Below are 25,157 nucleotides of genomic sequence, written 5' to 3'. Positions count from 1 at the left end.
CGCGCCGCCAGTTGATAATACTTAGCACAACTGCTAACTTTATCCGAAACACCCGCTAAGCCCCTGACATGTCGACACATCTGAACACATTTTTTGCTGCAATGGCCGACCCGACCCGCCGCGCGGTGATCGAACAACTGACCGCGGGCCGGGCCACCGTCAGCGAATTGGCAGCTCAACATGACATGGCGCTGCCCAGTTTCATGCGTCATCTCAAGGTGTTAGAGGACGCAGGACTGGTCCGTTCCGTCAAAAAGGGCCGCGTGCGGACCTGCGTGATCGAACCCGGACCATTGATCGAGGCACAGGGTTGGCTGGCATGGCAACGCGCAGTCTGGGAAGGCCGCAATGACAGGCTGACGGCACTTGCCGAAGGATTGGAGGACCCATCATGACCAACGCAACCACGTTGACATTCACCCGCCATATCAAGGCCAGCCGCGCCGCAATCTGGCGCTGCTGGACGGAACCCGCATTGCTGAAAAAGTGGTTTGCCCCGGCACCTGTCAGCACAACCGAGGCCGAGATGGACGCGCGACCGGGAGGCATCTTTCGCACGGTGATGGAGGTTCCGGAACATGGCACTATGGCCGGCAATCCCGGTTGCGTGCTTGTCGCCGATGCGGAGCAACGGTTGGTCTGGACCAACGCGCTTGGGCCAGAATTCTGCCCCAACGCGATGGGCGACGGCCCCATGGATTTTGCCTTTACCGCCGAAATTCTGATCACACCAGCAGAAGGCGGAAGCACCTACACCGTTGTCGTTCAACACGCGACCGATGCCGCGCGAGAGGTGCATGAAAACATGGGGTTCTTTGAAGGTTGGGGGGCTGCCGCGGATCAGATGGCCGAACTTGCGGCATCACTTTGACCGGCGCTGTCATACCAAAAGCCGATCCTGATGAGGCTGCATAACCTCAATTCTGTTGCCAAAAGGGTCGGCGATATAGAACCGCCGCCAACCGGGCAACGATGAGACTTCGCCGCCTTCCAACGCAGCGCGCGCCTGTTCCAAATCGTCCACAACAAGCGCCGGATGCGCCTTGCGCGCAGGAGTGAACGGTTCCTCGACCCCCAAATGCAAGTTGACCCCTGCACCAGCAAACCAGCAGCCCCCGCGCCCGGCCAGGGCGGCGGGCTTTGCAACCTCGCGCAATCCAAGCCGCCCGCAATAAAAAGCGCGCGCCACATCTTCCTGCCCCGGCGGCATCGCCAACTGCACATGATCAAGGCCGGTAATGGAAAAACTGCTCATATTCATAGCTTAACCCGACACGCATACGGCGGAAAGGCTTGCTATTCGCGCATTTGCCCGCTTTTCTGGCAATCGACCGGGGGGTTCTTGTCTACGCCGCATCGACATCGGACCGCACACCCCAGCACGATCGGTAAGGCGGCTTGAGTTTCACATGGAGACGACGTTTCTTCTGAACGGAGAGACCGTGACCGCCCAAACCGGTCCGACAACCACACTGCTGGATTGGTTGCGCGACGGGCAAGGCCTGTGCGGCACCAAGGAAGGCTGCAACGAAGGTGACTGCGGCGCCTGCACCGTGATGATCACCGATTCCGACGGCGCCCGTGCTCTGAACGCTTGCATTCTGTTTGTACCGCAATTGGCGGGCAAGGCGGTGCGCACGGTCGAAGGCATCGCCGCCCCTGATGGCACCCTGCACCCGGTGCAACAGGCGATGGTGGATCACCACGGATCTCAATGCGGATTTTGCACACCGGGGTTTGTGGTCAGCATGGCGACCGCGCATTTCAATGGCCGCGCTGATCACGACGATCAGCTTGCGGGCAACCTGTGCCGCTGCACCGGCTATGCGCCTATCGTGCGCGCGGCAATGGCGGCGGCAGCAGCCAAAGTGCCTGCGCACATGACCGATGTGCCGGATGACACGAAAGATAAGTTGTCTCTGGACGCCTTTGCCGACTGGTACATGGAAAACCCCGATGCGACGCTGATCGCCGGGGCCACAGACGTGGGCCTATGGGTCACCAAGCAGTTCCGTGATCTGGGGGATGTGCAATTCCTGTCGCGCGTGCAGGGGCTGCGCCACAACGTGGCAACGCCGAAGACGTTCCACATCGGCGCAATGGTCCCAATGACAGAGGTGCTGGACACTGTGGCGGCCGACTATCCCAGCTATGCCGCGATGATCCGCCGCTATGGATCGGTGCAAGTGCGCAATGCCGCGACTATTGGTGGCAATATCGCCAACGGCTCGCCCATCGGGGACAACCCACCTGTGCTGATCGCTTTGGACGCCACGCTGCATCTGCGCTGCGGCGACAAGACACGTGATCTGGCGATTGCTGATTTCTTTGTGGATTACGGGAAACAAGACCGCGCGCCAGGGGAATTTGTGACCGGAGTGACCATCCCCCGCGGGCAGGATTCGCTACGGGTTTACAAGCTGTCGAAACGGTTCGATCAAGATATTTCGGCCGTTTGCGGCGCATTTAACGTCATGATTGCGGACGGCGTAGTACAAGCGGCCCGCGTCGCTTTTGGCGGGATGGCAGGCATTCCCAAGCGGGCCTCTTCGGTCGAATCCTCCCTCATCGGCCAACCCTGGACGCAGGCAACAATCACGGTCGCGGCAGAGGCGATGGCGCTGGATTTCACACCGCTCAGCGATATGCGTGCAAGTGCTGCCTACCGGTTGCAGGCCGCGCAAAAAATGCTGCACCGCTATTTTGCGGACCTTTCAGGTGTTGCGGTGCAGGTGCGCGAGGTCTCGGCATGAGCGTCGGAAAACCGCTGGCTCATGATGCCGCCGCCCTGCATGTGACGGGGGCTGCACGTTACACCGATGACATTCCCATGCCCGCCGGTGCACTGCATCTGGCCTTTGGCACCAGCGCTGTGGCCCGCGGCAAGATCACTGGGATTGACCTGGCATCCGTGCGCGCAGCGCCCGGCGTTCGCGCCGTGTTGACGGCCCATGACCTGCCCTATGCCAATGACGTCAGCCCGTCTTCCCATGATGAGCCGCTTTTGGCGACGGATATGGTGCACTACCTTGGTCAACCGATTTTTCTGGTGGTGGCCGAGAGCCACCTTGCCGCCCGCCACGCCGCACGTTTGGGCCAGATCGACATTGCGCCGGAAACCCCAATCCTAACTGTGGATGAAGCGCTCGCAGCCAACGCACGCTTCGAAGAAGGCCCGCGCATCTGGACCAAAGGCGACGTTGATGCAGCCTTGTCAGCTGCGCCGCACCGCCTGCAAGGCCGGATTGAGATGGGCGGGCAAGAACATTTCTATCTAGAAGGCCAAGCCGCCGCCGCCTTGCCGCAAGAGGGCGGCGATATGGTTGTGCATAGCTCCACCCAGCACCCAACTGAAATTCAGCACAAAGTGGCCGAGGCGCTTGGCGTGCCGATGCATGGCGTCCGAGTCGAAACCCGGCGTATGGGCGGCGGCTTTGGCGGCAAGGAAAGCCAGGGCAACGCGCTGGCCGTGGCTTGCGCCGTCGCCGCACGATTGACCGGGCGGCCCTGCAAGATGCGCTATGACCGTGACGACGATATGATGATCACCGGCAAGCGCCACGATTTTCGCATCGACTATGACGTCGGGTTCGACGATGCGGGTCGCGTGCTGGGTGTCGACTTCACCCAAGCCACCCGCTGTGGCTGGGCGATGGACCTGTCCTTGCCCGTGGCCGACCGCGCTATGCTGCATGCCGACAACGCTTATAATCTGCCTAGCTGCCGGATCACGTCGCACCGACTGCGGACAAACACCCAAAGTGCCACCGCCTATCGCGGGTTTGGCGGACCGCAAGGGGTATTGGGGATCGAGCGGGTGATGGACGAAGTGGCCCATGCCACCGGGTTGGACCCGGTCATGGTGCGGCAGGCGAACTACTATCCGGCGATGGCGGATGGGGGGCCAGCCCCGTCGCCATTGACGCTTGGACCAATGGCGCATCAAACGGCGACCCCCCGGGATATTTCTGGCCAGAAGAAGACAGGACGCGGCACCCGGTTTGGCGGGGCGCATTCACCAAAGGCCACGGTGGCGACCACGCCCTATGGCATGGAAGTGACCGACTTCATCCTGCACGAGATGACAGAGGCGCTGTTGGTGACAGCCGACTACGCCAAGCGGTGTGACGCGATTGCGAGTTGGAACGCGCAGAACGACATCCTCAAAAAGGGCATTGGGTTCAGCCCGGTCAAGTTCGGCATTTCCTTTACGTTGACCCATCTCAATCAGGCGGGCGCGTTGGTGCATGTCTATCAGGACGGCTCTGTCCATATGAACCACGGCGGAACAGAGATGGGCCAGGGCCTGTTTCAGAAGGTGGCGCAGGTCGCCGCAGCGCGCTTTGGGATCGACGTGAGCGCGGTCAAGATCACTGCCACGGACACTGCAAAGGTGCCCAATACCTCGGCCACAGCGGCCTCTTCTGGGTCGGATTTGAACGGCATGGCGGTTGCGGCGGCCTGCGACACGATCCGCGACCGGATCGCTGGCTGCCTTGCTAAGCTGCATCAGTCACGGGTTGAGGAAATCCAGTTTGCCGATGGCATGGTGCGGGTGGGTGTTACCCGGATGACCTTTGCTGAAGCCGCAAAGCTGGCCTATGAAAATCGTGTCAGCCTGTCTGCAACCGGATTCTATAAGACCCCCGACCTGCAATGGGACCGGATCAAGGGTCAGGGGCGTCCATTCTTCTACTTTGCCCAAGGCGCCGCCCTGACCGAAGTAGTGATCGACACATTGACCGGCGAAAACCGCATTCTGCGCGCCGACATTCTGCATGACGCCGGAGCCTCACTAAATCCGGCGCTGGACATCGGCCAGGTCGAGGGCGGCTATGTCCAAGGTGCCGGATGGCTCACAACCGAAGAGCTTGTTTGGGACGAAACGGGCCGTCTGAGGACCCATGCGCCGTCGACCTACAAGATCCCCGCCTGCGGCGACCGGCCCGACATCTTCAATGTGGCACTTTGGGACGCCCCCAACCCTGCACAGACGATTTATCGGTCCAAGGCAGTGGGGGAGCCGCCGTTCATGCTGGGGATTTCGGCCCATCTGGCACTGTCGGATGCTGTCGCGGCCTGTGGCGACAGCTATCCCGATCTGCAGGCCCCCGCCACGGCGGAAGAAGTCCTTGCCGCGATTGCAAGAGCGCGGCAATGAGCGCGATTCGCATCACCATCACCCGCACGGTCGGGTCCGCCCCGCGCGATGCTGGCACGCAAATGCTAGTCCGGGCAGATCGAACCACCGGTACCATTGGCGGCGGCGCGCTGGAATGGAACGCAATGGCCCGTGCCCGGCAGATGTTGCGAGATGGTCAAACCCGACATACGGAAACCGTGGCACTTGGCCCCGCGCTGGGCCAATGCTGCGGTGGGTCAGTCTCACTGCGGTATGAGGTGGCGACAGAACTGACAGATGCACCGCGCAAGCCGCTGTGGATTTACGGCTCAGGCCATGTGGGCCGGGCGCTGGTCGGCGTCATGGCTCCGCTGCCCGACTGGGCGATCATCTGGGTGGATACCGCCGCAGACCGGTTCCCTGACCTGCCCCAAGGTGTGACGCAACTGGTTGCGGTCGACCCTGCTCGCAGTGTGCTCCATGCGCCGCGTGATGCCCATCACCTGATCTTGACCTACAGCCATCAGATCGACCTTGATCTGTGCCACGCCCTCTTGTCGCACGGCTTTGCCTCTGCCGGCCTGATCGGGTCGGCCACCAAATGGGCGCGGTTCAAATCGCGGCTGGCTGCATTGGGCCACGCGCAAGCAGATATCCTGCGCATTGCCTGCCCGATTGGCGACCCGGCAGTGGGCAAACACCCGCAAGCCCTTGCTATCGGTGTGGCAATGGCGATGCTGACGGGTGGGAAACGGGCAATGTCGGGGGACAAGGCGGGATGAACGACGTGTTGCTGGATTTGCAAGGCCTGACCAAGGCCTACCCCGGGGTGATTGCCAACAAGGACGTCTCTTTTCAGATTGGACGCGGCGAGGTTCATGCTTTGCTGGGCGAAAATGGTGCAGGCAAATCCACATTGGTCAAAACCATCTATGGGCTGGTGAAGCCCGACAGCGGTGCCATGACCATGAATGGTACAGGCTTTACCCCGGCAGAGCCGCGTGCGGCCCGTGCAGCCGGTGTCGCAATGGTTTTTCAGCATTTTTCGCTTTTTGATGCGCTCAGCGTTGCAGAGAATATCGCCCTTGGCATGGAAAGCCCGCCCCGGATGCAAGAACTTGCCGCCCGCGTGCGGGCTGTTTCGGATCAATACGGGCTTCCGCTCGACCCCGACCGGACCGTAGGTGATCTGTCTGCGGGCGAACGGCAGCGGGTCGAGATCATTCGGTGCCTGCTGCAAGACCCCAAGCTGCTAATTATGGACGAACCCACCAGCGTGCTGACCCCGCAAGAGGTCGATATCCTGTTTGAAACCCTGCGCAAATTGCGCAGCGAGGGTACCTCGATCCTCTATATCTCGCACAAGCTGGAAGAGATCCGCAGCTTGTGTGAAGCCGCGACGATCTTGCGATTAGGCGAAGTTGTCGGGTCCTGCGATCCTCGGGCCACTTCGGCCCGTGACATGGCAGAATTGATGGTGGGTCAGGTGTTGCATGTGCCTGAAAAGGCAGAAAAACCACAAGGGGACGTGGTGCTGGAACTGACCGCACTCAGCGCGCCTGCGCCGCATCAGTTTGGCACCGCCTTGCGCGATATCTCGATCACTGTGCAGGCCGGCGAAGTTCTGGGCATCGGTGGTGTTGCGGGTAACGGTCAGGACGAGTTGGTCGCAGCGTTGTCGGGCGAGATGAAGACCAAAACCGGCATGATCCGGTTTGCCGGGCAGGACATGGGACCGTTGTCGGTCAACGTCCGGCGCGGCATGGGACTTTTGGCGGCACCCGAGGAACGCATGGGCCATGCAGCAGCACCCGATATGAGCCTGACTGAGAACGCGCTGATGACAGGTGCGGTGCGCAAAGGGTTGGACCAGCGCGGTTTTATCCGTTGGGACCGCGCCAGGGCGTTTGCGGCAGAGGTCATCGCGGCGTTCGACGTGCGCACCCCCGGCACCGAAAACGCGGCGCGGTCATTGTCGGGCGGAAACTTGCAGAAATTCGTCATCGGGCGCGAGATCATGCAGGACCCCCGCGTGCTGGTGATCAATCAGCCGACATGGGGCGTCGATGCCTCTGCCGCTGCGGCTATCCGGCAAGCGCTGCTGGATCTGGCCGCCAAAGGGTCGGCGGTGATCTGCATCAGCCAGGACCTTGATGAGTTGATGGAAATCTCTGACCGGTTTTGTGCACTGAACGAGGGGCGTTTGTCACCACCCCGCCCAGCGCAAGGGCTGAGCGTGGAAGAGATTGGGCTGATGCTGGGTGGTGCCCATGATATGGAGGTTGCGCATGTTGATGGCTGAGATTGCGCGCAAGCGCGCCGCATGCTGCGGGCGGGCCGCCCCGTTGCGAGCGACGGTTCCGGTTGATGGCTCAGGAGCCTCCGGCGGGGATTATTATGGCCGGAAGAAGCTGGGGGTGCGCACATGATCGCCCTCGAGAAACGCCCGCAGCCCAGTCAGCGTTGGGTTTTTCTGGCACCGCTGCTGGCGGTCATTCTGACGATGATTGTGGGCGGCATTCTGTTTGCCGCCTTGGGCAAGAACCCCCTGGTGGTGATCCGCACGATTTTCTATGACCCGCTCTTTTCGCAGAATGCCTGGTTCTATCGTCCCGAGATTCTCATTAAGGGCGGCCCCCTTGTGCTGCTGGCCATCGGGCTGAGTTTCGGGTTCCGCGCGGGCATATGGAACATCGGGGCCGAGGGGCAGTACATCGTCGGGGCGATCTGCGGGGCGGCAGCGGGACTGGCGCTTTATCCTGCCGAGACGCGGTTGATCTTTCCGCTGATGGTGCTGGCAGGCGCGCTGGGCGGCTGGGCCTGGGCGATGATCCCTGCGGTATTGCGGGTGCGGTTTGGCACCAATGAAATTCTGGTCAGCCTGATGTTGGTCTATGTGGCCGAACAATTGCTGGCGACCATGGCGCTGGTGGCCCTGCGCAACCCTGAAGGCATGGGATTTCCCGGCAGCCGCAACCTGAGCCAATGGCCTGCGGCCGCCAACAAAGAGCTGATCGCAGGTAGCGGCATGCACTGGGGCGTGGTCGCGGCCTTTATCGCAGTGATCTTTGCCTATGTGGTACTGGCGCGGCACAGGTTTGGCTTTCAGGTTCGGCTATCTGGTCAGGCCCCGCGCGCGGCGCGTTTTGCAGGCGTCAATCCCGGTCAGATGATCCTGTTCTGCATGGGGATTTCCGGTGCCTTGGCCGGGCTGGCCGGCCTCTTTGAGGTGACCGGCCCCTCGGGTCAGATCAGCATTGATTTCAACGTGGGCTATGGCTTTACCGCCATTATCGTAGCGTTTCTGGGCCGCCTGCACCCGGTCGGCATCCTGCTGGCGGGCGGGTTGATGGCGCTCACTTACGTGGGCGGCGGCATCGCGCAAAGCCAGCTGGGCCTGCCCGTCGCCGCAATCCAGCTGTTGCAGGGGATGCTGCTGTTTTTCCTGTTGGCGGTGGATGTACTGACGAATTACCGGCTGCGGATTGGTGCGGGGGCCACGGCGTGAGTGTGTGGGTCGCGGCAGTATTGGGGCTTGTGATCGGCATTGTCGCCGGCTTTTTCCAGAGTCTTGGCGGCACGATGCTATTGTTGGACCTTGGCACCGGGTCCTTTTTCTGGCCGATCCAATACGTTTGTTTTGCAATCATATTCGTCGCACTTTGGTTCACGGCAGAGGCGGCAATGCGGTTCGTCTGGCGGCGCATCAAAGGTAAGCCAAGACGTTTGATCGATCCTTCTGACGAACTCGGTCAAATGAAGCGGCCATTCCTCGTTGGTTTCTGGCTGGGGTTCGCACCCACCTACGTGGTGATGTAAAGGAAATTTGTGATGGACCTCTCCGCAATCAACCCGATCCTGTTGCTCGCATCCCTCATGGTCGCCGCAACTCCGATTCTGCTCGCCGCCGCCGGAGAACTTGTCGTCGAACGCGCAGGCGTGCTGAACCTTGGTGTCGAGGGCATGATGATCGTCGGTGCGATCAGCGGCTTTAGCATCGCGGTGAGCACCGGGTCACCTTGGCTGGGCTTCATCAGCGCCGCCGTGGGGGGCGCGTTGCTCAGCTTGCTCTTTGGCATCCTCACCCAGTATTTCCTGTCCAATCAGGTGGCGACCGGCCTTGCGCTGACGCTCTTTGGCTTGGGGCTGTCGGCGCTCATGGGGCAAGGCTACATCGGCATCAAAGCGCCCAGCTTTCCCGACTGGCACATCCCGCTGTTGGGCGACATCCCCGTTATCGGAGAGATCGTGTTCCAGCATGACCCGATGGTCTATGTCGGGCTGCTGATTGTCGCGGGCGTCTGGGCCTTTTTGAAATACAGCCGCGCGGGATTGATCCTGCGGGCTGTTGGCGAAAACCACGACGCAGCACATGCGCTGGGCTATCACGTGATCCGCGTGCGGCTGTTGGCGATCATGTTCGGTGGGGCCTGTGCCGGGCTTGGCGGCGCCTATCTTAGCCTTGTGCGGGTGCCACAATGGACCGAAGGCATGACCGCCGGTGCAGGCTGGATCGCACTAGCCATCGTGGTCTTTGCAAGCTGGAAACCGGGGAGGCTTTTGCTGGGTGCTTATCTCTTTGGCGGTGTGACTGTTTTACAGTTGAACCTGCAGGCCGCGGGCCTTGCGATCCCGGTCGAGTACCTTTCCATGTCGCCCTACATTGCCACCATCGTCGTTCTGGTCATTATGTCGGCTGGACGCGCGCCCGGATCACTGGGGCGAATCTTTCACGCCGCGCGCTAGCGGTCAAAAACCGGGGTGGGACCCGGATCCAACAAACGGGAGAACCATGTTGAAACGTAGAAATCTGCTTACCACTGCTGCCCTTGCCAGCGCTCTGGCCGTCACCGGCCTGCCCGCCTTTGCGGACGGCCACGAGCCTCTGAAAGTCGGCTTTGTCTATGTCGGCCCTGTGGGCGACGGCGGCTGGACCTATGAACACGACCAGGGCCGTCTGGCCGTGGAAGAGGCTTTTGGCGACAAGGTTGAAACCGTCTTTGTCGAGAGCGTCCCCGAGGGCCCCGATTCAGAGCGTGTGATGACACAGATGGCCCTCGACGGGGCTGACCTGATCTTTACCACATCCTTTGGCTACATGGACCCAACGATCAACGTCGCAGCCAAGTTCCCGGATGTGAAGTTCGAGCACGCCACCGGATATAAGACCGCCGAAAACGTCAGCGTCTATTCTGCCCGCTTCTATGAAGGCCGCGCCGTGCAGGGCCATATCGCGGGCAAGATGACCGAAAGCAACATCGTCGGCTACATCGCCTCTGTGCCGATCCCCGAAGTGATCCGCGGCATCAACTCTGCCTATCTGCACGCCAAAGCCGTCAACCCCGATGTGGAATTCAAGATCGTCTGGGTCTTTGAATGGTTCAACCCAGCCAAAGAAGCAGACGCCGCAAGCGTGCTGATCGAACAGGGTGCGGACATCATTCTGCAACACACCGATTCCACAGCACCCCTTGCAGCCGCGGAAGAGGCTGGCGTGTTGGGCTTTGGTCAGGCATCTGACATGGCCGCCTACAAGGACACGTCGCGTATCGGGTCCATCATCGACAACTGGGCGCCCTACTACATTGCACGCACGCAGGCCGTCATGGATGGCACATGGGAAAGCGTGAACACATGGGACGGCATGGACACCGGCATGGTGAAAATGGGCGAGATGACCGACAAGATCCCGGCTGACATTCAGGCCGAGGCCGAGGCCATGGCCGCCGCCATTGCAGCAGGTGAGTACAAGCCCTTTACCGGTCCGATCAACAAGCAAGACGGCAGCGTCTGGCTGGCTGAAGGCGAGACCGCCGATGATGGCGCGCTGGCTGGCCTGAACTTTTATGTCGAAGGCATCGTGGGCGACATCCCGCAGTAAGCTTTCGCCTCAGCACATCAAAGGCCCGCTTTCGCAGGATGGCGGGCCTTTTTGCGTTGATTGTCCACGGTGCAGCAACAATCAGCGGTGAAACACTCTTTCCCTTACGTTACGGGTGCAAATCGCGTTCGTTTCCCCCTTGTGGCGAAATTGTGGCGCATTTATGTTCAGCACGTGTTTTATAGTGTGTGAGTTGGACAGTTTATGAAGAAGATGCTCTCTGCCGCGTTGCTTGGACTGACGTTTGTTGCGTCACCCGCGCTGGCCGCCCCAATTGATGTGAACAAGCAAACCGGCAGCGTCTTTGGCGCTGAGCAGTGGAAAGTTGTCACCTCTTTCTATGCCGAAGGCACACCGCCCCGCACTGGCAGCTTTTATGCGGGTGCGTTTCAGCTGACCGCTGATGCGCTGGGCGACTTTATGGCCTTCTGCTTGCAGCCGCTGGAAAACCTCGACCTCAGCAAGGACTACACCGAAGGTACTAGTTTGGTGGACCCGGCTTTGGGCGATTTGAACAATCTCGCCGCCAACGCGTTCTTTAATGTCAGCGACGCGATCACTGCGGCTGCTTTCCAAATGGCTGTCTGGGAACTGGCACATGACGCAGGCGACTACGACATCGACGACGGTGACTTCCGTATCACTTCGCTGGCCACTGGCTCGCAGTCGAAGGCGGCTGCTGATCAGGCGCAGACTTGGCTTGATCTGGTCAAAAGCGACAGCACATGGGCCAATAATGCGCAGGGCAAGAATTTCCTGATCATCTCGGCCAATGGTACGCAGGACTTGATCACCAACATCGACAATTCGTCGGTCGTCGGCGAGGTACCCGTGCCAGCATCCGGCCTGTTTTTGCTGGCTGGCCTGGCAGGTGCAGGGGCTGTGGCCCGCCGCAAGGCCCGCAAAGCGGGCTAAGCCAACCCACTTTCACATACATCGCGCCGCGCCCGGAAACGGGCGCGGCGCGATTGCATTTTGGGGGCCTTTCAGCCCGCGATGAGACATGCCAATGTCGCAACATGACTGATTTGACACCACAAAATGGCACACCAAGATCTCGCCTGACCTTTGGCACCATGCAGTTTGGCGGCAAGGCCGACGAAGCCGCGGCGCGCGCCATGTATGATGAGGCCCGCGCGGCTGGCATCAACCACTTTGACACCGCTGTCGGCTACAACGGTGGCGCGTCCGAGACACTGCTGGGCCCGATGGTCGCAACCGAACGCGACGCAATCTACCTCGCGACGAAAGTGGGCTACATGGGCGGTGCGGGCGTGGGCAATCTGAGCGCTCAATTCGACCGCTGCCGCCAGCAACTTGGGCTGGATGCGGTTGATCTCCTTTACCTGCACCGCTTTGACGGTGACACGCCGCTGGAAGAGACGTTCACTTTCATGGCTGATCTGCAAGCCAAGGGATTGATCCGCCACATCGGCGTCAGCAATTACGCCGCGTGGCAGGTGATGAAGGCACAGGCGGTCTGCACGACACTTGGCACCCGCATCGACGTGATCCAGCCGATGTACAACCTCGTCAAACGCCAGGTCGAGGTTGAGCTGCTGCCGATGGCCGCTGATCAGGACATACTTGTGTGCCCCTATTCGCCCTTGGGCGGCGGGTTGCTGACGGGCAAATATGCGCAAGGGGGCACCGGACGGCTGACCGAGGATGACCGCTATGCCGCCCGCTACGGCCCGCAATGGATGCACGAAACGGCGGCGGCCCTTTCCGCATTGGCCGCCGCACACAATACCGATGCCGCCACGCTCGCTGTGGCGTGGGTCGCCGCGCACCGCAACGCCGTGTCCCCCATCATCTCGGCCCGGTCGGTGGCGCAACTTGCCCCCTCGCTGGCAGCCGAAGGGTTCGCCATGACACCCGCGCTTTACGACCAGATCACCGCCCTGTCGCCAACGCCCGCGCCCGCGACGGACCGGCTAGAAGAAGCATGACGGATTTCATCATTATCGGCGGCGGCGTGGCGGGCCTGTCGACGGCCGCGCGCCTGTCAGCCTTTGGGCATGTGACCCTGATCGAGCGTGAACGCAGCTTTGGCTATCATGCCTCTGGCCGCTCTGCGGCCTTGTTCGAACCGACTTACGGGCTGCCCTCAACCACCGCCCTCAGCCGCGCCAGCGCTGATTTCTTGCGGACAGAAGCCGGTGGCGTCCTGTCACCCCGTGGGTTGATGCTGATCGGCGGGCCAGACGATCACGCGGCCTTTGACGCTGATCGCGACAGTATGGGTCTGGAGGAGGTCGACGTAGATGCAGCGCGTGACACCATCCCGATCCTAAACCCCAAAACCGTCACCCGCGCCGCGACCCATGCAGAGGCGTGGGACATCGACACGGACAGATTGCTGAATATCTTCCTGCAGATCCTGCGCAGAAACGGCGGCGTGGCGCATAGCAACTGCATGCCGACCCTGATCAGCCGCACCCGGCAAGGCTGGACCGTGCAAACCACGACGCAAGGCCCGATTGGTGGGGCCATTCTGGTCAACGCCGCAGGCGCATGGGCTGATGAGGTGGCGCAAATGGCGCGCATAGCGCCCTTGGGCCTGACACCTTTGCGCCGGTCGATGGGCCGCATCCCGGCCCCCGGCGACCATGATGTCAGCGGCTGGCCGATGCTATTCGGTCCGGGCGAAACCTGGTACGCAAAACCCGATGCGGACGCATTGATCGTTTCACCTGCTGACGAAGACCCTTCCGCACCCATAGACGCCTTTGCCGACGACATGGTGCTGGCCGAAGGATTTGCACGTTACGAAAACTATGTGACTGAACCGGTCAACCGCCTGCTGGCCTCTTGGGCCGGGCTCCGCACCTTTGCGCCCGACCGCAACCTGGTGCTTGGCCCGGATCCAACAGATCCTGCGTTCGTCTGGTGCGCGGGGCAAGGCGGCTACGGCTTTCAAACCGCCCCCGCTGCCAGCGCATTGGTGGCCGATCTGGTGATCGGGCGATCGCCCCAGATCGATGCGGACATCGTCGCGCAATTGCGGCCAGATCGCCTGCGATCCTAGCCGACCATTGCCATCAATTCCCAACTGCGTATCTGCGGCATTGCTGCGTCTTCGTCGGTGGCCTGCTGCTGCAGCCGCGCCTGAGGATCGTAAGAGCTTGTCGCCGCCCCTTCGGCAAAGATCACCTGGGGCGTCTCGAACACCAGATGATAGCCAGTGATCGCCTTTAGATCGCCGTCGACCCGCACCGAATCCAGCGTCGCTGCAAGCGACCGCGCCTGCACCAGCACCGCATCCGCGCCCAGCACATGCCGCACCCGGATGTGCCGATAAAGCATCTGCTGCCCTTGGCTGATCCACAAATCGCGTTGCGGCAGCCCAAATCCCAATGCGCCCGCCTCAACCCGCACCGGCCACAAACGGCGGTCCGTCCGATAAGGCAGGCCCGCAAATGTCTGGCTATGCACCGCGACCAAAGGCTGCGGTCCGGCATCCAGCGTGTTGACCAGATCACCTACAACCAGATCATCAATCAGGCGCGCGCCATCGGGCGTATCAATCATTGTCCCGCCCAGCAGGCTGGTTTGCATCGTTTCTGCCGTCATCGCGCTATCAAATGGGATCGGCAGGCCACCCGAATTGGGAAAACACCCGCTGGCCACACCCGCTGCCGGGCCATCAACCGCTGTAAATCCCGGCGCACAGCAATCCAGCGCATAGAACGCGGTCACCAGATGCTGGGCTGCGGTATCCATCAACGCGACCGCCGCGGAAACGCTGGGATGGATCAGCTCTGCCGGGATCCGGCACCACATCCAGCCCGTTGCGCGATCCACCCGCGAAGGAAGATCTGCCAGCGCCTTGGCCGCACACATCGCGCCGTTGGTGGCATAGGTGGCAATGCTGAAATCCTTCATCCGTCCGGCATCTGACGGCGACAGGGTCACGGTCACGTCCGGCATGGACCTGTGTGGCGGATGGGATGATGAAAGAAAGGCCATTCTGACCTCCTGTTGATCCTGATCTTCCGCAATCTGACTGACAGAGACGGCAACAGGGTGTTTCCGATATGGAAAAAATGGGGCAGTCGTCCGGGTAATTGAAAAAGCGGCAAGGCTGACCCATTTATGCGCCATGACAAAACCCTCCCTGCGGGACCGCGCACGTAACCGGTTAGACCGGCAATTCAATTCCATCAGCCGCCAGTTCCCCTGGGCTGCGCGGCCCTTGGCGTTCTTGCGGCATCCCTGGCTGTGGCTGATCCGGGTGCCGATTGCGTTCATGCTGATTTTGGGCGGTTTTCTGGCGATCCTGCCGGTCTTTGGCTTGTGGATGATCCCTGTCGGGTTGCTCTTGCTGGCCGTCGACGTCCCGCGCCTGCAAAGCCCCGTCGCCGGTGCCATCGTGCGCGGCAGACGGCGCATCGACCTCTGGCGGCACCGCAATCGGCGCTAGCGGCTGGGCATTTGGCCCGTTAGGCTGCCGTCATAGCTACAGGAGCCCTTGATGAAACCCATTCTGCCCGCCATTGCCGCGATTTGTCTTTTTCCAACCTTCGCCATGGCCGATCAAGTGGACCGCCTTGCCGCAGCCACTGATATTCTGACCGGCAAGCTAACCGCGTTTTACGTCAGCCGCGTGCCCGAACTGGCTGATGCGATGCCAAACTTTACCGTTGACGCAGAAATGCGCGCGGCCCTGGGGTGTACCCTCGACACTTACACGGCCGAGATTGGCCCCAACGCGACAGAGGCCTACGTCGCCTCGGTCGAGGCTGAGGCCGCCGCGCTTGAAATCACCAGCCTGTCTGACATGGGCAATATGCTGGGCGACATCGACGAGGCGTTAGCCCTGCGCGCCATGCAGGAATGCGGGCAGATGGACATCTCCATGCGCCGGATGCAGGAAAGCGGCCTGCTTCAGGCCCTGCAAAAACCCGGCGTGATGGAGGCCTTGTTGGCAGGCGAATGACCGCGCCTGCCCAAGAGCTTAGCCATCCTTGCGGATGGTTTCGTTCTTCGGATCATAGGGGCTGTCCTGCACGATCTCAGCGTTCCAGAGCTGATCGAACATCTTGACCTGCACTTTTGTGCCCACCTCAGCATGCGCCGGTGTCACATAGCCCATGCCGATGCTCTTGCCAAAGGCCACCGAATACCCGCCAGAGGTCAGCCGCCCGATCCGGGTACCATCCATCGCATAAAGGACCTCGCGGCCCCAAGGGTCGGCGTCGTCCGGCCCGTCGATCAACAGCGTGACACACTTTGACCGGATGCCCTTGGCGACCATCGCGTCCTTGCCGTGGAAGTCCTTGTTCAGATCAACAAAGCGCGGCAGGTCCGCTTCCAACGGGGTAGCATCGCGGCCCAACTCTGTCCCGAACGCACGATAGGACTTTTCCTGCCGCAGCCAGTTCTGCGCCCGCGCACCGACCAGCTTCATCCCGTGCGGTTCACCGGCCTTCTCCAGCAGATCGAACAGATAATTCTGCATCTCGATCGGGTGGTGCAATTCCCAGCCCAGCTCTCCGGTATAGGCCACGCGGATCGCGTTGACCGGGCACATGCCCAGCTCGATCTGCTTGGCGCTCAGCCACGGGAACCGCGTGTTGGACAGCGCCGTTTCGGGGTCCGGGTCTTTGATCACCTCGGCCAGCACATCGCGCGCTTTGGGTCCGGCAATAGCAAAGACGCCCCATTGTGTAGTCACATCCTGTTCGTTGATGCGGCCAAACTCCGCCTCTTTCTCCATGATCGCCTTGTAAAGGAAATCCTGATCATAGGCATGCCATGCCCCGGCAGAGACGAGGTAGTAGTCATCCTCCGCCAACCGCACGATGGTATATTCGGTCCGCGTCGTGCCGTGGCTGGTCAAAGCATAGGTCAGGTTGATCCGGCCCACACGCGGCAGTTTATTGGTGGTGAACCAATCCAGAAACGCCGTCGCCCCTGGTCCACTGATCCGGTGCTTGGTAAAGGCGGTGGCGTCGATCAGGCCCACGCCTTCGCGGATCGCCTTGGCCTCATCATGCGCATATTGCCACCATCCGCCACGGCGGAAGCTGCGCGATGCGGCATCGTCGAACCCCTCGGGCGCAAAATAGTTGGGCCGTTCCCAGCCATTGACCCAGCCAAACTGTGCCCCACGCGCGGCCTGCCGATCATAGGCGGGCGAGGTGCGCAACGGACGACAAGCGGGCCGTTCTTCATCCGGGTGGTGCAGGATATAGACGTGCTCGTAGCATTCCTCGTTCTTGCGCGCGGCGAACTCGGTCGTCATCCAATTGCCATAGCGTTTGGGATCAAGGCTCGCCATGTCGATCTCGGCCTCGCCATCGACCATCATCTGCGCAAGGTAATACCCGGTGCCACCGGCAGCCGTGATCCCAAAGGAAAAGCCCTCTGCCAGCCACATGTTGGTCAGCCCCGGTGCCGGACCAACCAGCGGATTGCCGTCAGGCGTATAGCAGATCGGCCCGTTGAAATCGTCCTTCAGCCCGCTGTCTTCACAAGACGGCACGCGGTGGATCATCGCCATGTACTGGTCCTCGATCCGCTCCAGATCAAGCTGGAACAGATCCGCGCGGAAGCTGTCCGGCACACCATATTCGAACCGCGCAGGCGCGCCGTGCTCATAGACGCCCAAGATCCAGCCGCCGCGCTCTTCGCGGACATATGACTGTGCATCCGCATCGCGGATCACCGGATGCTCGGCCCCGCCGGTCTTGCGGTATTCCACCAGCGCGGGATCCTGATCCATCACGATAAACTGGTGTTCCACCGGGATCGCGGGAATTTTGATCCCTAGCATCTGTGCCGTGCGCTGCGCGTGGTTGCCGCTGGCCGTCACCACATGTTCCGCCGTGATGACGATCTTCTCGTCGCTGGGCACAAGGTTGCCACCTTTTTCCATCATCTTGGTGCAGGTGACCTCCCAGTCATCGCCCGTCCAGTGGAATGCATCCGCCTGCCACTTGCGTTCGATCATCACACCGCGCTGCCGCGCGCCCTTGGCCATCGCCATGGTGACGTCAGCAGGGTTAATATAGCCATCCGTCTGGTGATAAAGCGCGCCTTCAAGGTCTTCTGTGCGGATCAGCGGCCAGCGGTCTTTGATCTCATCCGGCGTCAGAAACTCATAAGGCACGCCACAGGTTTCCGCGGTCGAGGCATAAAGCATGTATTCATCCATGCGTTCCTTGGTCTGCGCCATGCGCAGATTGCCAACAACGGCAAAGCCCGCGTTCAGACCGGTTTCTTCCTCAAGCGTCTTGTAGAACTTGATGGAATAGTCGTGGATGTGGGTCGTCGCATAAGACATATTGAAATAGGGCAGCAGGCCTGCGGCGTGCCATGTGGACCCAGACGTCAGCTCGTCGCGTTCCAGCAGCATCACATCATCCCAGCCCGCGCGCGCCAGATGATAGGCAATCGACGTGCCCACGGCCCCGCCACCGACCACTAGCGCTTTGACATTCGTTTTCATGACGCGACTCCCCGCTGCAATTCCAAGGGCAATCTAGCGCATCACCCACCCCACGTCAGAACCAGCCGACATTGTTTGTCGCGAAACCGACCTATGCAGCCGGGCCGGGGCAAGCTACCTTGTACGCAAAGTACCCGGCCATTCGAACCTTAGGAGCCCTAAATGTTCCGTTTTCTCAGAATCGCGTTTCCCAGCTTTGTCGTCGGCGTCGCCGTTGGTGCAGTTGGCTGGTATCTGACGGGGCCTCTGTTCTTTGACACCGTCGTGTCCGAAGAACTGGCGCAGGCCGAGGTGTCGGCCACAGGCACCTTTGTGGACGCCGACAGCGCCCATCGCGGCAGCGGCACCGTGTCGGTCGTCACCCGCGCCGATGGCATCACAGAACTACAATTCACCGATTTTGAGGTCACAAACGGTCCCGACCTCGAAGTGTGGCTCACCGCCCACCCCGATCCGCGATCCTCTGCGGATGTCAAAGGGGCCGACTGGCTGTCACTGGGACAGCTCAAGGGCAACGTTGGCAATCAGGCCTACACCGTGCCCGCAGGCACCGACCTTTCGGCCTATCCCGCCGTGGTGATCTGGTGCGAACAATTCGGCGTGCTCTTTTCGCCTGCGGTCTTGCGCGGGTCATAGACGACCCACACAGCTTTTTATCCGTCGCTTAGCACGCAGCGACGCACACCCAGTTCGATCGCACAGTCACTGGCGCCCAGGTTGCCGCCGTTGGCGCCACGCCGAACGGTGGGTTTGGCAGTCGGTGTTGGCGCTGCCGTTGGTGCCTCTGCCGCCTGCGGATCAGCGGACCCCACTGGCAACAAGGCAATCAGTTGCCGCGTTTCATCACGGATGGAAGCCGCATCAAAATACCGCGACCCTTGGGCCGCCGCCTGAGTCAGCAAACGTCCGTCATAGATGTCGTTGACCAACCGGCGCTCACTATCTGTGACCGGGTTGTTGCCGTGCAACAACTTATGCGCAATCCGCCCAACCTTGATGTAATCAGGCTCTGGACCAAGCAAGCCGGTAAGAATCTCTGATGGGGCAAAGGCGCGGCCATTGCGTTTGACCAGACTGTCCCAATCGGTGATGTCCCCTGCGACCATGCGTTCCAGAATGCGCGTGTTCATTGGCGAATGGATACGCCCATCATTCAAGATTTCATGCGCACGCATCGCCATGCTGGGACCGGGTGGCTCTTCGGACAAGGTGTCCTTGGCCGTATGCACACCAACGTCCGCGCGAAATTTCGGGTCCGGCGTCGGCAGCAGCGCATTAAGGGCTGCCAGATCAAACTGCCCCAGCAAAGCCGCAACATGAGCGTCAGCTGCATTGGTGATAACTTCGAGCTCTACAAAGGTGCCCAATTTGGCGGTGAACCGGCGATAATTCACAGGCGTGATCTCACCCGTGGCGGGCCTACGCGATGTCCTTGGATGCTCGATCCAGTCGATCCCGTCGACCCGCGCAAATAGCGCCTTGCGTGGCCTGCCATCGTCCACGTTCCCACCAAGGTCAGCAAAGGCCGACATGGATGCGTTTATCTCGCCCAATATCTGCCCCTGCACGGTATTGGTGTTCACCTGCTCTAGCCGCTGCATCCGCAGCGCCATCAACAGCCCACCGCGCAAATAGGTCTGCGTCTCGCCTCCGGCTCCGGCCTGATCGGCGCGACGGAAATCGAGCAGGATGTTGTTGGTTGTGGATTTTGACACCATCGTGGGGATCAGTTCCGCCCCGACAATCGTCTCGCCGTCCTTTTGTTCGTAATATTTGGCGTACCAGCCGTCGGGTGCTGGCGGAATATGCCCGCGCAAATCAATGTCCGGTGTCTTTGTGACCTGACCGGTTGCGTTCTCGAACATCATCCGCAGGGCCGTCCCGCCCGCGCTGACGTTTTCATTGCCGCCGTTCAGCGACAGCGTCGTCTCTTTGCCATGCAATTGCGTATAAAGAAAATAAAGCCCGCCACCGCCAAGCAGCAGAATACACAATGCAATTGCCGGAAGGATAACTCTGATCATCAGCCGCCTCATCTGTCGTCACGTCCGATGTGGCATGGCGGGGCAATCCGGCATACTCAGGGACCAAACGTGAAGTTTTTGCGGCACCGCTTGCCGCCCTGCCCGCCCCGGCATACAACCGGGTGACGCCAAACCGTGCCGGGACTGCCATGCAAATCTGCCGCTCTATCGCCGACATCCGCGCTGTTATGGCTGATCTGCGCAGCAAGGGCTCTGTTGGGCTTGTGACCACCATGGGCGCTTTGCATGCGGGTCACATGGCGCTGGTGGCCGCAGCGGCGGCAGATCATCCAGCCGTTGTCGCCACGATCTTTGTGAACCCCACCCAGTTCGGTGATCCTAAGGACCTCGAAAACTATCCCCGCGATGAAGACGCAGACCTTTCGATGCTGCGCGACGCAGGTGTCGCCGCAGTCTTCATCCCCGACGCCGCCGACATCTACCCGGCAGGCGAAGAAACCATCGTCGAAACCACCCGTCTGGCGAATATGCTGCACGGCAAAGTGCGCCCCGGTCACTTTCGCGGTGTCGCCACCGTCGTCACCAAGCTTTTCAACATCATCGGCGCAGATGCGGCCTATTTCGGCGAAAAGGACTACCAGCAGCTTGCCGTCATCCGGCGCATGGTCACCGACCTGCATATGCCCATCGCAATCCACGGTGTGCCAACTGTGCGAGAGCCGGATGGCCTTGCCATGTCCTCGCGCAATGTGCGTCTGATCGGGGATGAACGCTATGACGCCCGCGTCCTCAACCTGTCGCTCACCGTGGCAGAGGCGCTGGTGAAAGAAGGCAAAACCGTCGAACAAGTGGCCGAAAGCATCCGGGGCGTCATCGCCTCCAAGCGGTCGGCCAAACTCACCGGCCTCGACATTGTGGACGCCGCCACCTTTGAACCCGTAACCGGCGTGCCCACCCAAACCATCGGCATCATGATTTCCGTGCAATTCATGATGGTGATGCTCATCGACCAAAGAGAGATCACACCATGAGCAGCCAAAAAGAAGTCATTCGCCGCACCACGGTCCCACAAATTTCGTCCCGCAAGGGGGGAGAGCCGATCGTCTCGCTCACCAGCTACCACGCGCACACCGCCGCCCTAGTGGACAAATATGCCGACTTCATTCTTGTGGGCGACAGCCTTGGCATGGTGATGCACGGGATGGAAAGCACCGTGGGCGTGCCGCTTGACCTAATGATTATGCATGGCAAGGCTGTGGTCCGTGGCACTCAGCGCGCCCTGATCGTGGTCGACATGCCCTTTGGCACCTACGAAGAATCTCCGCAGATGGCTTTCCGCAACGCCGCCAAGATCATGAAGGAAACCCAGTGTCAGGCGGTCAAGCTCGAAGGTGGCGCGCGCATGGCAGAAACCATCCGCTATCTGGTCGAACGCGGCATCCCGGTCATGGCGCATATCGGGCTGACACCGCAATCGGTCAACACGATGGGCGGTTTCAAGGTACAGGGCCGGGATGAGGCGGCGTGGGCCGTACATATCAACGATGCCAAAGCCGTGGCCGATGCTGGGGCCTTTGCCGTGGTGGTCGAAGGCGTGGTCGAGGAACTGGCCGACAAGATCACCGCCGCCGTTGACATCCCCACCATCGGCATCGGTGCCTCCGTCAATTGCGATGGCCAAATCCTCGTGCTCGAGGACATGCTGGGCCTGAACCCTTGGACCCCGAAGTTTGTGAAGGTCTACGGTCAGCTTGGCCCGATGATCGAAGACAGCGTCAAACGCTACGCCCAAGACGTCCGCGCCCGCGCCTTTCCGACCGAGGACGAGGTCTATCGCTGATCTAACCCTGCGCTGACAGCCGTCAGAACGGCAAAGGGCTGCGCATTCTTACGACGCGGACATCAAGCGAAGAGCTGCATTCGCCTTGGCGTATGCTGTCGCCAAGGCGTGTTGCTTTGCGTTTGAAAGTGGTCCGTCGCCGCCAAGCATCTATAAGATTGATCTGGACCCAAACCCGACAGTCCCTATCGGGCCCCAACCATATGCATGTCGGTACTTTCAGCCTGCATCCCACCAACAAAAACCCGGCCACTTGGACCGGGTTTTTCAATTCACGATGGCGGTTGAGCTTAGTGCAACCGTGTACCCACGGCCTCGATTGCCTCGTCGATCAGGGCACCAGCCGCTTTTGCATCCATCTGCTTGGCCATGATGTCCTTGGCTGCGGAAACGGCCACAATGACCGCCTGATCCTTAACCTCTTTCACGGCCGCAGCTTGCGCGCTTGCAATCTGCTCTTCCGCGCCAGCCAGACGGCGGGCGACAGAGGCTTTGATCTCGTCCTTGGCAGCGGTCGCGGCGTTCTGTGCCTCTTCCTTGGCCGAGGCGACGATGCGGTCCGCCTGCTCCTGCACCTCTTTCTGCTTGCGCTCGTAAGAGGCCAGCAGCGACTGGGCTTCTTCGCGCAGGGCACGCGCTTCATCCAGATCGGATTTGATCGCCTTGGACCGCGCGTCCAGCATTTCGCCGACCTTTGAGGGGACTTTGAAATAGAGCAGGATTCCGATGAAAATCAGGAACGCGATTGAGACAACAAAATCGGTGTTCTTGAGCGAAAAGAACGGCTTGTCACCGGCCGCAAACGCAGGTGAGGCGGCAAGAATGAAGAGCGGGGTCAGAAAACGTTTCATCCTCTTATCCCTTCATCTTTGCAGTGACGGCCGCGGTGACGGCTTTCGCATCCGCGGTGCCGCCCATGGCAGTGACCAGCGATTTGGCCACGTCCTTGGCGACAGTCTTGATGCTGTCGGTTGCACTGGCGCGGATCTCGGCAATTGCCTTTTCGCTTTCCGCGGTCTGTGCTGAAATCTGTGCGTCTGCCTTGGCAAGCTCTGCATCCAGATCAGACTGGATCGCGGCGCGCGCTTCGGCGACAATCTTGCTGGCCTCGGCCCGGGCATCAGCAAGCGCCTTTTCATAGGCGGCTTCTGCTTCGGTGGCCTGCAGCTTGAAGTCTTCGGCCTTTGCCAGATCATTGGTGATCGTGCCTGACCGTTCGGCCAGCACTGCCCCAATGCGCGGCAAAGCAATGCGCGACAAGACAAAGTAGATCACGATCAGCGAGACGACGAGCCAGAAGATCTGGTTCGGCATCCAGTCCGCGCAAAGCTGCGGCATGCCAATGGCGCTACCACCTGCGTCAACGCAGGCGCCTGCTGCGGTTTCTGTTGTTTCTGTTGCCATGATGGCCCCCGGATAACCTTGGTGTTTCCTGGTCGGGTCGCGCGATGCGTCCCGACCAGACGTAAGGATATGGGTGTGTTCTTAGACGGCGAACATCAGCAGGAGCGACACGAGGAATGCAAAGATCCCCAAGGCTTCTGCGAAGGCCAGACCGATGAACAGGGTTGCTGTCTGCGATGCAGCAGCGGATGGGTTACGCAGGGCACCTGCGAGGTAGTTGCCAGCAACTGTACCAACACCGATTGCGGCAGCGCCGGAACCGATTGCAGCCAGACCAGCGCCGATGTGTGCGAGTTCGCCTTCCATGATGTATCTCCTTACGATTGGAAGTTGTCTTGTAGGGTGGGCAATCTGCCCACCAAACCTGTTAGTGAGCGGGATGCAGCGCGTCTTTCAGATAGACGCACGTCAAAATGGTGAAAACATAGGCCTGGATACCGGCCACAAGGACCTCTAGCCCGTAGATGGCAACGATGCCGAAGATGGCGACCGGGCTGACCAGCGTGATCGCGGCAAAGCCTGCGAACACTTTCAGCACGGCGTGACCGGCCATGATGTTACCTGCCAGACGAATGGAATGGCTAACCGGGCGCACGAAGTAGGAAATCACTTCGATGACTGCGATGATCGGGCGCAGCACCAGCGGCGCATCTTTCATCCAGAACAGACCCAGAAACGCTGCACCATTCAGCACGAACCCCAGGATCGTCACGCAGATGAACACGCCAAAGCCCAACACCGCCGTCACCGCGATCATCGAGGTGGGCGAATACGATGTGGGGATCAGCGCCAGATAGTTGGCAAACAAGATGAACACGAAAAGCGTCATGATATAGGGGAAATACTTCACCCCATCCTTGCCGGTCACATCCTCGACCATCTTGTAGATAAAGCCATAGATCAGCTCTGCGATGGATTGCAGACGCGTCGGGATCGTGGCGCGACCACGGCTACCAAACACAAAAATGGCAACAATGCACAAGATTGCCGCAGCCATCCAAGCCGTCACGTTGGTGGGCGTGTACCAATGCACCGGCCCGTCACCAAACAGCGGTTTGACGATGAACTGATCCAGTGGGTGAAAAACAAGTCCGCCTTCGGCTTTCGCATCAGTCGCCACGTGTTTCGTCCTCTTGTTCGCCAGCCTCGCGTGCCAGCTGCTTTCTCTGCACTTCCTTGGCCGAGCGCAGCATCGTCTGGATGCCAGCCGCGAGGCCGAAGAATATGAACAGCACCAGAAAGATCGGGGTGGTCCCGAACAGGCGGTCAAGCCCGTATCCAATGCCAAAACCGATCCCAAGACCGGCGACTAATTCGATCACCATCCGCCATGCAAGCTGTGCCTGCGAATAGTGTTCTTCGCTATGGTGCTTGACCTCTGCCGGTGCGCGGCGTTCGGCCAATTTCGCCTCTAACGCGGCCAGACGGGCCTTGTCGTCGGCGGGATTTTTGTCGTCGGACACGTCAAA

The 25,157-nt window shown here is 60.6% G+C and carries 27 protein-coding genes; 18 read left to right on the top strand and 9 right to left on the bottom strand.

Annotated elements, in window-relative coordinates; all coding sequences use genetic code 11:
• Nucleotides 1–68 precede the first annotated feature (68 nt).
• Nucleotides 69–395, top strand: a complete 327-nt coding sequence (locus AB3Y40_RS03480) for an ArsR/SmtB family transcription factor (protein ID WP_369437413.1) — start codon at nt 69–71, stop codon at nt 393–395.
• The gene (locus AB3Y40_RS03475) at nt 392–871 is read left to right on the top strand and encodes an SRPBCC domain-containing protein (protein ID WP_369437412.1); all 480 of its coding nucleotides are present in this window, start codon (nt 392–394) and stop codon (nt 869–871) included. The genes AB3Y40_RS03480 and AB3Y40_RS03475 overlap by 4 nt, the downstream gene beginning before the upstream one ends.
• 9 nt (nt 872–880) lie before the next feature.
• Here AB3Y40_RS03475 and AB3Y40_RS03470 read toward each other — a convergent pair whose 3' ends face one another.
• The gene (locus AB3Y40_RS03470) at nt 881–1,255 is read right to left on the bottom strand and encodes a VOC family protein (RefSeq protein ID WP_369437411.1); all 375 of its coding nucleotides are present in this window, start codon (nt 1,253–1,255) and stop codon (nt 881–883) included.
• Between the two features lie 154 nt (nt 1,256–1,409).
• Here AB3Y40_RS03470 and AB3Y40_RS03465 point away from each other — a divergent pair, with 154 nt between their 5' ends.
• The 11 genes from AB3Y40_RS03465 (at nt 1,410) to AB3Y40_RS03415 (ending at nt 14,034) form a co-directional block, all read left to right on the top strand.
• Nucleotides 1,410–2,753, top strand: a complete 1,344-nt coding sequence (locus AB3Y40_RS03465; protein ID WP_369437410.1) for a xanthine dehydrogenase small subunit — start codon at nt 1,410–1,412, stop codon at nt 2,751–2,753.
• Nucleotides 2,750–5,161, top strand: coding sequence for a xanthine dehydrogenase molybdopterin binding subunit (xdhB, locus tag AB3Y40_RS03460; protein ID WP_369437409.1), 2,412 nt, complete (start codon nt 2,750–2,752; stop codon nt 5,159–5,161). Before AB3Y40_RS03465 ends, xdhB begins: the two co-directional genes overlap by 4 nt.
• Nucleotides 5,158–5,904, top strand: a complete 747-nt coding sequence (xdhC, locus tag AB3Y40_RS03455) for a xanthine dehydrogenase accessory protein XdhC (RefSeq protein ID WP_369437408.1) — start codon at nt 5,158–5,160, stop codon at nt 5,902–5,904. Before xdhB ends, xdhC begins: the two co-directional genes overlap by 4 nt.
• The gene (locus tag AB3Y40_RS03450) at nt 5,901–7,424 is read left to right on the top strand and encodes an ABC transporter ATP-binding protein (protein ID WP_369437407.1); all 1,524 of its coding nucleotides are present in this window, start codon (nt 5,901–5,903) and stop codon (nt 7,422–7,424) included. The genes xdhC and AB3Y40_RS03450 overlap by 4 nt, the downstream gene beginning before the upstream one ends.
• A 123-nt stretch (nt 7,425–7,547) precedes the next feature.
• Nucleotides 7,548–8,630 carry an ABC transporter permease gene (locus tag AB3Y40_RS03445; protein WP_369437406.1) on the top strand — a complete coding sequence of 361 codons (1,083 nt, stop codon included), beginning with the start codon at nt 7,548–7,550 and terminating at the stop codon, nt 8,628–8,630.
• Complete coding sequence (locus AB3Y40_RS03440) at nt 8,627–8,941, top strand: hypothetical protein (protein WP_369437405.1); 315 nt, start codon at nt 8,627–8,629, stop codon at nt 8,939–8,941. The genes AB3Y40_RS03445 and AB3Y40_RS03440 overlap by 4 nt, the downstream gene beginning before the upstream one ends.
• A 12-nt stretch (nt 8,942–8,953) precedes the next feature.
• Nucleotides 8,954–9,868 (top strand): ABC transporter permease, encoded by a 915-nt coding sequence (locus tag AB3Y40_RS03435; protein WP_369437404.1) that lies wholly within the window; start codon nt 8,954–8,956, stop codon nt 9,866–9,868.
• Between the two features lie 46 nt (nt 9,869–9,914).
• On the top strand, nt 9,915–11,003 hold the full coding sequence (locus AB3Y40_RS03430; RefSeq protein WP_459553961.1) for a BMP family ABC transporter substrate-binding protein: 1,089 nt from the start codon (nt 9,915–9,917) through the stop codon (nt 11,001–11,003).
• Nucleotides 11,004–11,207: 204 nt separating this feature from the next.
• Nucleotides 11,208–11,918, top strand: coding sequence for a VPLPA-CTERM sorting domain-containing protein (locus AB3Y40_RS03425; protein WP_369437403.1), 711 nt, complete (start codon nt 11,208–11,210; stop codon nt 11,916–11,918).
• A gap of 104 nt (nt 11,919–12,022) precedes the next feature.
• The gene (locus tag AB3Y40_RS03420; RefSeq protein ID WP_369437402.1) at nt 12,023–12,955 is read left to right on the top strand and encodes an aldo/keto reductase; all 933 of its coding nucleotides are present in this window, start codon (nt 12,023–12,025) and stop codon (nt 12,953–12,955) included.
• The gene (locus AB3Y40_RS03415; RefSeq protein ID WP_369437401.1) at nt 12,952–14,034 is read left to right on the top strand and encodes an NAD(P)/FAD-dependent oxidoreductase; all 1,083 of its coding nucleotides are present in this window, start codon (nt 12,952–12,954) and stop codon (nt 14,032–14,034) included. Before AB3Y40_RS03420 ends, AB3Y40_RS03415 begins: the two co-directional genes overlap by 4 nt.
• Here AB3Y40_RS03415 and AB3Y40_RS03410 read toward each other — a convergent pair.
• On the bottom strand, nt 14,031–14,975 hold the full coding sequence (locus AB3Y40_RS03410; RefSeq protein WP_369437400.1) for a Hint domain-containing protein: 945 nt from the start codon (nt 14,973–14,975) through the stop codon (nt 14,031–14,033). The two genes, AB3Y40_RS03415 and AB3Y40_RS03410, sit on opposite strands and share 4 nt — an antisense overlap.
• 133 nt (nt 14,976–15,108) lie before the next feature.
• On the opposite strand from AB3Y40_RS03410, the gene AB3Y40_RS03405 reads away from it, so the two are divergent.
• The gene (locus AB3Y40_RS03405; protein WP_369437399.1) at nt 15,109–15,429 is read left to right on the top strand and encodes a hypothetical protein; all 321 of its coding nucleotides are present in this window, start codon (nt 15,109–15,111) and stop codon (nt 15,427–15,429) included.
• Nucleotides 15,430–15,480: 51 nt separating this feature from the next.
• Nucleotides 15,481–15,945 (top strand): hypothetical protein, encoded by a 465-nt coding sequence (locus AB3Y40_RS03400; protein WP_369437398.1) that lies wholly within the window; start codon nt 15,481–15,483, stop codon nt 15,943–15,945.
• Nucleotides 15,946–15,963: 18 nt separating this feature from the next.
• On the opposite strand, the gene AB3Y40_RS03395 is transcribed toward AB3Y40_RS03400, so the two are convergent.
• Nucleotides 15,964–18,459 carry a GcvT family protein gene (locus AB3Y40_RS03395; RefSeq protein ID WP_369437397.1) on the bottom strand — a complete coding sequence of 832 codons (2,496 nt, stop codon included), beginning with the start codon at nt 18,457–18,459 and terminating at the stop codon, nt 15,964–15,966.
• Between the two features lie 162 nt (nt 18,460–18,621).
• On the opposite strand from AB3Y40_RS03395, the gene AB3Y40_RS03390 reads away from it, so the two are divergent.
• Nucleotides 18,622–19,095 carry a DM13 domain-containing protein gene (locus tag AB3Y40_RS03390; protein WP_369437396.1) on the top strand — a complete coding sequence of 158 codons (474 nt, stop codon included), beginning with the start codon at nt 18,622–18,624 and terminating at the stop codon, nt 19,093–19,095.
• A 17-nt stretch (nt 19,096–19,112) separates the two neighbouring features.
• Here AB3Y40_RS03390 and AB3Y40_RS03385 read toward each other — a convergent pair whose 3' ends face one another.
• Complete coding sequence (locus AB3Y40_RS03385) at nt 19,113–20,483, bottom strand: hypothetical protein (protein ID WP_369437395.1); 1,371 nt, start codon at nt 20,481–20,483, stop codon at nt 19,113–19,115.
• Nucleotides 20,484–20,605: 122 nt separating this feature from the next.
• Here AB3Y40_RS03385 and panC point away from each other — a divergent pair, with 122 nt between their 5' ends.
• Together panC and panB are read left to right on the top strand one after the other, a co-directional pair.
• A complete protein-coding gene (gene panC, locus AB3Y40_RS03380) occupies nt 20,606–21,475 on the top strand; it encodes a pantoate--beta-alanine ligase (protein ID WP_369437394.1) in 870 nt (289 codons plus the stop codon).
• Nucleotides 21,472–22,284 (top strand): 3-methyl-2-oxobutanoate hydroxymethyltransferase, encoded by an 813-nt coding sequence (gene panB / locus AB3Y40_RS03375; protein WP_369437393.1) that lies wholly within the window; start codon nt 21,472–21,474, stop codon nt 22,282–22,284. The genes panC and panB overlap by 4 nt, the downstream gene beginning before the upstream one ends.
• Nucleotides 22,285–22,574: 290 nt before the next feature.
• Here the strand turns inward: panB and AB3Y40_RS03370 are convergent, their stop codons facing one another.
• The 5 genes from AB3Y40_RS03370 to AB3Y40_RS03350 form a co-directional block, all read right to left on the bottom strand.
• Entirely contained in the window at nt 22,575–23,135 is a 561-nt protein-coding gene (locus AB3Y40_RS03370) for a F0F1 ATP synthase subunit B (protein ID WP_369437392.1), read from the bottom strand.
• 4 nt (nt 23,136–23,139) lie between these two features.
• Nucleotides 23,140–23,688: a F0F1 ATP synthase subunit B' gene (locus AB3Y40_RS03365; protein ID WP_369437391.1), complete on the bottom strand. Its 549-nt coding sequence runs from the start codon at nt 23,686–23,688 to the stop codon at nt 23,140–23,142.
• 81 nt (nt 23,689–23,769) lie between these two features.
• A complete protein-coding gene (locus AB3Y40_RS03360) occupies nt 23,770–23,994 on the bottom strand; it encodes a F0F1 ATP synthase subunit C (RefSeq protein WP_089993977.1) in 225 nt (74 codons plus the stop codon).
• A gap of 61 nt (nt 23,995–24,055) precedes the next feature.
• Nucleotides 24,056–24,808 (bottom strand): F0F1 ATP synthase subunit A, encoded by a 753-nt coding sequence (locus tag AB3Y40_RS03355; protein ID WP_369437390.1) that lies wholly within the window; start codon nt 24,806–24,808, stop codon nt 24,056–24,058.
• Nucleotides 24,798–25,151 (bottom strand): AtpZ/AtpI family protein, encoded by a 354-nt coding sequence (locus AB3Y40_RS03350; protein WP_369437389.1) that lies wholly within the window; start codon nt 25,149–25,151, stop codon nt 24,798–24,800. Before AB3Y40_RS03350 ends, AB3Y40_RS03355 begins: the two co-directional genes overlap by 11 nt.
• Nucleotides 25,152–25,157: the final 6 nt, after the last annotated feature.

It is taken from the genome of Yoonia sp. R2331, from assembly GCF_041103235.1.
In the GTDB taxonomy this organism is placed as follows: domain Bacteria; phylum Pseudomonadota; class Alphaproteobacteria; order Rhodobacterales; family Rhodobacteraceae; genus CANMYO01.
Note: the sequence above shows the minus strand (reverse complement) of the source record. Positions and strands in the feature narration are given on the sequence as shown.